This is a genomic window from Pseudomonas sp. PS01299, assembly GCF_029960145.1.
Lineage (GTDB): Bacteria > Pseudomonadota > Gammaproteobacteria > Pseudomonadales > Pseudomonadaceae > Aquipseudomonas > Aquipseudomonas putida_A.
The window spans coordinates 1-6,186 of record NZ_JASCPO010000296.1; the positions used below are offsets into that span (position 1 = coordinate 1).

General features: G+C 61.1%; 2 protein-coding genes. One reads left to right on the forward strand and one right to left on the reverse strand.

Annotated features, from left to right (window positions below):
- Positions 1-177 precede the first annotated feature (177 nt).
- A complete protein-coding gene (putP, locus tag QMX91_RS28170) occupies positions 178-1,662 on the reverse strand; it encodes a sodium/proline symporter PutP (RefSeq protein WP_103368701.1) in 1,485 nt (494 codons plus the stop codon).
- A gap of 457 nt (positions 1,663-2,119) precedes the next feature.
- Here putP and putA point away from each other — a divergent pair, with 457 nt between their 5' ends.
- Positions 2,120-6,073 carry a trifunctional transcriptional regulator/proline dehydrogenase/L-glutamate gamma-semialdehyde dehydrogenase gene (putA, locus tag QMX91_RS28175; RefSeq protein WP_282413708.1) on the forward strand — a complete coding sequence of 1,318 codons (3,954 nt, stop codon included), beginning with the start codon at positions 2,120-2,122 and terminating at the stop codon, positions 6,071-6,073.
- The last annotated feature ends 113 nt before the right edge of the window (positions 6,074-6,186 follow it).

Here is a 6,186-nt window from a genome sequence, read left to right on the forward strand (position 1 = left end):
GGCTTGCTCGCGAATGCGGTGGGTCAAATGAAATCAATGTCGACTGGCACGACCCTTTCGCGAGCAAGCCCGCTCCCACAGGGGTTCTATGCTGACTCAGGGATATTGCAGGCATAAAAAAACGGCCCGCCTCCTGTAGGAAGCGGGCCGTTTTCTGGTGAGCCGAAGCTCAATGCATCACTTGTTCAGGTGGAAATCTTTTTCCGCCGCTTCAAAGCGCTGCACCATGCCTTTGGTTGGCTCACCCATTTTGCTGACGATGTAGATGGCCAGACTGGCGAAGATGAAGCCCGGGATGATTTCGTACAGACCCAGCAGTTCGAAATGCTTCCAGACCACTACCGTGATCGCGCCGACCAGGATGCCGGCCAGTGCGCCGTTGCGGGTCATGTCCTTCCAGATCACCGAGATCAGCACCACCGGACCGAACGCGGCACCGAAACCGGCCCAGGCGTAGGACACCAGGCCCAGTACGCGGTTTTCCGGGTTGGCGGCCATGGCGATAGCGATCAGCGCCACCAGCAACACCATCGCGCGACCGACCCACACCAGTTCCACCTGGGAAGCGGATTTGCGCAGGAAGGTTTTGTAGAAGTCCTCGGTCAGAGCGCTCGAGCACACCAGCAGCTGGCAGCTCAGGGTGCTCATCACAGCGGCGAGAATCGCCGACAGCAGGACACCGGCAACCCACGGGTTGAAAAGAATTTTTGCCAGCTCGATGAACACCCGCTCGTGGTTCTCGGTGACTGGACCGGCCACTTCCGGGTGCGCCGAGAAGTAGGCGATACCGAAGAAACCCACGGCGACAGTGCCGCCCAGGCACAGGATCATCCAGGTCATGGAGATACGACGGGCGTTGGCAATCGACTTCACCGAGTCAGCAGCCATGAAGCGCGCGAGGATGTGCGGTTGACCGAAGTAACCCAGACCCCAGCCCATCAGCGAGATGATGCCGATGAAGGTGGTGCCCTTGAGCATGTCGAAGTTGCTTGGGTCCTGAGCTTCGATGGCGAGGAACGTGGTATCGACACCACCGGTGGCCAGCAGCACGATGATCGGCGTCAGCAGCAGCGCGAAGATCATGAGCGTGGCTTGTACGGTGTCAGTCCAGCTCACCGCAAGGAAACCGCCGACGAAGGTGTAGGCAATCGTCGCCGCAGCACCGGCCCACAGCGCCGTCTCATAGGACATGCCGAAGGTGCTTTCGAACAGACGGGCGCCAGCCACGATGCCGGAAGCGCAGTAAATGGTGAAGAACACCAGAATCACCACCGCCGAGATGATACGCAGCAGGCCGCTTTTGTCTTCGAAACGGCTGGAGAAGTAGTCCGGCAGAGTCAGGGCATCGCCGTTGTGCTCGGTCTGCACGCGCAGACGGCCGGCGACGAACAGCCAGTTCAGGTAGGCGCCGACGATCAGGCCGATGGCGATCCAGCTTTCCGACAGACCGGACATGTAGATGGCGCCCGGCAGGCCCATCAACAACCAGCCGCTCATGTCGGAAGCACCGGCAGACAGAGCCGTCACGACGCTGCCCAGGCTGCGGCCGCCAAGAATGTAGTCAGAGAGGTTATTGGTGGAGCGATAGGCCATGAAGCCAATCAGCACCATTGCTGCGATGTAGATCACGAACGTGATCAGTGTTGGATTGCTTACGCTCATTAAGTTACGCCCTGGCTTTGTTTTTATGTTGCAGCGGTGATTGATCGTCCACAAACGACCACGTTTGGCAGACGAAACGGGATCCCGCGCATTTAGGACTGATGTTTCCCCAGGAAAGCCACCAGCCGATGCACCGGGTTATCCCGGTTGCACCTTGGGCGCGAATGCTATGCAACAAAGTAAAAAAGGTGCAACCAGTTTCTGGCGATTAAGTTGCACCTAGTCGGATATACCGATAAATACGCCGTTTTTGCTCCCTTTTAGCGCAGTCGAGTCTCTCTGCTAGAAGTAAAAGCACCAAGCAGGAGCGGCACTTCAGTACCAGAAAATAATTCCTGACGAAGCGTTTATTTTTCCGACAAAAAAAGGGTTGCACCCGGTTGCACCTCTTCCGGCGCACGGCTAATCTTGCCGCCAGCTGATGCCACGCAACTGTGGCAACCATGAGGATAAAAATATGGCTACCACCACCCTTGGGGTCAAACTCGATGACCCGACCCGCGAGCGCCTGAAGGCTGCCGCGACCTCGATTGATCGCACACCGCACTGGCTGATCAAGCAGGCAATTTTCAATTACCTGGAAAAACTCGAGGGTGGTGCAACCCTGACCGAGCTGAACGGTTTGACCGCCAAGGACAGCGATGACGCTGGCGAAGTGCAGACCGATCACGCCCACCAGTGCTTCCTCGAATTCGCTGAAAGCATCCTGCCGCAATCGGTACTGCGCGCATCGATCACCGCTGCTTACCGTCGCCCTGAGCCGGAAGTGGTGCCGATGCTGATCGAGCAGGCGCGCCTGCCGGCACCGATGGCCGAAGCCACCAACAAACTCGCTGCGACCATCGCGGAAAAACTGCGTAACCAGAAAAGTGCCGGCGGTCGTGCAGGCATTGTTCAGGGCCTGCTGCAGGAATTTTCCCTGTCGTCCCAGGAAGGCGTGGCCCTGATGTGCCTGGCCGAAGCACTGCTGCGTATCCCGGACAAAGGCACTCGCGATGCGCTGATCCGCGACAAGATCAGCACCGGCAACTGGCAGCCGCACCTGGGCAACAGCCCGTCGCTGTTCGTCAACGCCGCCACCTGGGGTCTGCTGCTGACAGGCAAACTGGTGTCGACCCACAACGAAGCCGGGCTGACTTCGTCGCTGAGCCGGATCATCGGCAAGAGCGGCGAGCCGATGATCCGCAAGGGCGTCGACATGGCCATGCGTCTGATGGGCGAGCAGTTCGTCACCGGCGAAACCATCGCCGAAGCGCTGGCCAACGCGAGCAAGTTCGAAGCCAAGGGCTTCCGCTATTCCTACGACATGCTCGGTGAAGCGGCACTCACCGAACACGACGCGCAGAAGTACCTGGCGTCGTACGAACAAGCCATTCACTCGATCGGCAAAGCCTCCCACGGCCGTGGGATTTATGAAGGCCCGGGCATTTCCATCAAGCTCTCGGCGCTGCACCCGCGTTACAGCCGTGCGCAGTACGAGCGGGTGATGGACGAGCTGTACCCGCGCCTGCTGTCGCTGACCCTGCTGGCCAAGCAATACGACATCGGCCTGAACATCGACGCCGAAGAAGCCGACCGCCTGGAGCTGTCGCTGGATCTGCTCGAGCGCCTGTGCTTCGAACCGCAACTGACCGGCTGGAACGGCATCGGCTTCGTGATTCAGGCTTACCAGAAGCGTTGCCCATACGTGATCGACTACGTGATCGATCTGGCCCGTCGCAGCCGTCATCGCCTGATGATCCGCCTGGTGAAAGGCGCGTACTGGGACAGCGAAATCAAGCGCGCCCAGGTCGAAGGCCTGGAAGGCTATCCGGTCTACACCCGCAAGGTGTACACCGACGTGTCCTACATCGCCTGCGCCCGCAAACTGCTGTCGGTGCCGGAAGTCATCTACCCGCAGTTCGCCACGCACAACGCCCACACCCTGTCGGCCATTTACCACATTGCCGGTCAGAACTATTACCCGGGCCAGTACGAATTCCAGTGCCTGCACGGCATGGGCGAACCGCTTTACGAGCAGGTTGTCGGCAAAGTGTCCGAAGGCAAGCTGAACCGTCCGTGCCGCGTGTACGCACCGGTCGGTACCCACGAAACCCTGCTGGCGTACCTCGTGCGTCGTCTGCTGGAAAACGGCGCCAACACTTCGTTCGTCAACCGCATTGCCGACCAGTCGATTTCGATTCAGGAACTGGTGGCCGATCCGGTGGCCCAGATCGAGCAGATGGCGACCGTGGAAGGTGGTTTCGGCCTGCCGCACCCACGCATTCCGCTGCCGCGTGACCTGTATGGCTCCGAGCGCGCCAACTCCGCCGGCATCGACATGGCCAACGAACATCGTCTGGCCTCGCTGTCCTGCGCCCTGCTCGCCACTGCGCACAACAACTGGAAAGCCGCACCGATGCTCGGTTGCGCTTCCAGCAACGAAGCCCCGGCGCCAGTGCTGAACCCGGCGGATCACCGCGATGTGGTCGGTCACGTGCAGGAAGCCACCGTCGAAGACGTCGACAACGCGATCCAGTGCGCCCTGAATGCTGCGCCAATCTGGCAGGCTACTCCGCCAGCCGAGCGCGCGGCGATTCTGGAGCGTGCCGCCGACCTGATGGAAGGCGAGATCCAGCCACTGATGGGCCTGCTGGCCCGTGAAGCCGGCAAGACCTTCGCCAACGCCATTGCCGAAGTGCGCGAAGCGGTCGACTTCCTGCGTTACTACGCGGTGCAGGCGCGCAACGATTTCAGCAATGACGCCCACCGCCCACTGGGCCCGGTGGTGTGCATCAGCCCGTGGAACTTCCCGCTGGCCATCTTCAGTGGCCAGGTCGCTGCCGCACTGGCCGCCGGTAACCCGGTACTGGCCAAACCGGCTGAGCAGACTCCGTTGGTTGCCGCGCAAGCCGTGCGCTTGCTGCTGGAAGCCGGGATTCCCGAAGGCGTGCTGCAACTGCTGCCGGGTCGCGGTGAAACCGTCGGCGCCGGTCTGGTCGGTGATGAGCGCGTCAAAGGCGTGATGTTCACCGGTTCCACCGAAGTGGCGCGCCTGCTGCAACGCAACATCGCAGGTCGTCTCGACAGCCAGGGCCGTCCGATTCCGCTGATCGCCGAAACCGGCGGGCAGAACGCGATGATCGTTGACTCCTCGGCGCTGACCGAACAAGTGGTGATCGACGTGGTGTCCTCGGCCTTCGACAGTGCCGGTCAGCGTTGCTCGGCCCTGCGCGTGCTGTGCCTGCAGGAAGACTCCGCCGACCGTGTCATCGAAATGCTCAAAGGCGCGATGGCTGAAAGCCGCCTCGGCAACCCTGAGCGTCTGTCCGTGGACATTGGCCCGGTGATCGACGCCGAAGCCAAGGCCGGCATCGACAAGCACATCCAAGGCATGCGCGATAAAGGTCGCAGCGTGTACCAGGTGGCTATCGCCGACAGCGAAGAAGTCAAACGCGGGACCTTCGTCATGCCGACCCTGATCGAGCTGGAAAGCTTCGACGAGCTGCAACGCGAGATCTTCGGCCCGGTGCTGCACGTGGTGCGCTACAAGCGCAAGGACATCGACCAGTTGATCGGCCAGATCAATGCCTCCGGTTATGGCCTGACCCTCGGCGTACACACCCGCATCGACGAGACCATCGCCAAGGTGATCGACAACGTCAACGCCGGTAACGTCTACGTCAACCGCAACATCGTCGGTGCCGTGGTCGGCGTGCAGCCATTCGGCGGCGAAGGCCTGTCGGGTACTGGCCCGAAAGCCGGTGGTCCGCTGTACCTGTACCGCCTGCTGTCGACCCGTCCTACTGACGCGATCGAACAATCCTTCGCTCGCGGTGATGCAGCCGTCGCCCCGGACGTGCGTCTGCGTGATGCCATGAGCAAACCGCTGAACGCCTTCAAGGCCTGGGCCGAGAGCAACCAGTACGCCGAACTGAGCACCCTGTGCGTGCAGTACGCCGCGCAATCGCAAAGCGGCATCACCCGCGTGCTGGCCGGCCCGACCGGCGAGAAGAACAGCTACGCGATCCTGCCGCGTGAACACGTGCTGTGCCTGGCCGACGTCGAAGGCGATCTGCTGACTCAACTGGCGGCGGTCTTGGCGGTCGGCGGTTCGGCGGTATGGCCGGAATCCGACATCAGCAAGGCATTGTTCACACGCCTGCCGAAGGAAGTTCAGGCGCGGATCAAACGGGTTGCCGACTGGCACAAGGATGAAGTGGTGTTTGATGCCGTGCTGCATCACGGCCATTCCGACCAGTTGCGTGGTGTCTGCCAGCAGATTGCCAAGCGTGCCGGTGCGATCGTTGGCGTTCAGGGATTGTCCCAGGGCGAGACCAACATCGCGCTGGAGCGTCTGGTGATTGAGCGGGCATTGAGCGTTAACACCGCGGCGGCGGGGGGTAATGCCAGCCTGATGACCATCGGTTAAACCCGAGAAGTCAGGCAACCGCGATGGTTGCCTGACAATCAAATCCCATGTGGGAGCGGGCTTGCTCGCGAAGGCGTTGTGTCAGTCGACATCTCCAGTGACTGATCCACCGC